Source organism: Vibrio sinensis (assembly GCF_003605645.1).
Classification (GTDB): Bacteria; Pseudomonadota; Gammaproteobacteria; order Enterobacterales; family Vibrionaceae; genus Vibrio; species Vibrio sinensis.
Genome location: NZ_QVMU01000159.1, coordinates 1 through 466, shown reverse-complemented (window position 1 = coordinate 466; position 466 = coordinate 1). Strand labels below are relative to the sequence as shown.

Here is a 466-nt window from a genome sequence, read left to right as displayed (position 1 = left end):
GGGGTCGGGTAAAGGATCTCCCGAATATTGGGTAGCTGTSGTTAAACCAGGTARAATMCTTTATGAAATGGGYGGWGTASCMGAAAATATAGCMAGAAARGCTATTTCAATAGCRGCATCAAAAATGCCTATAMRAACYCAATTCATTATTTCGTGATAGAAATTTATAACCATAGGAAAGAGGTCTTGGAATAAAAAAGCAATTGCAGGTTTCTTTTTTTTGACAAAGAATATTTCTTTTTTTCTTCTCCCCTTTTTGTTTTGCATTGAAAGAACAGMTTAAAAAATGATATGATTCAACMMCARACCTATTTGAATGTAGCRGACAACAGCGGGGCCCGAGAATTGATGTGTATTCGAATCATAGGAGCTAATAATCGCCGATATGCTCATATTGGTGATGTTATTGTTGCTGTGATCAAAGAAGCAGTACCAAATATGCCTCTCAAAAGATCAGAAGTGATCA

The 466-nt window shown here is 35.9% G+C and carries 2 protein-coding genes; both read left to right on the top strand.

Annotation, left to right across the window (positions count from 1 at the left end; all coding sequences use genetic code 11):
* On the top strand, window positions 1-157 hold a 157-nt coding region (locus DZ860_RS25435; protein WP_120035735.1), incomplete at its 5' end, for a ribosomal protein L16.
* Between the two features lie 134 nt (window positions 158-291).
* A partial coding sequence (locus DZ860_RS25430; protein WP_207890688.1) for an uL14 family ribosomal protein occupies window positions 292-466 on the top strand: 175 nt, incomplete at its 3' end.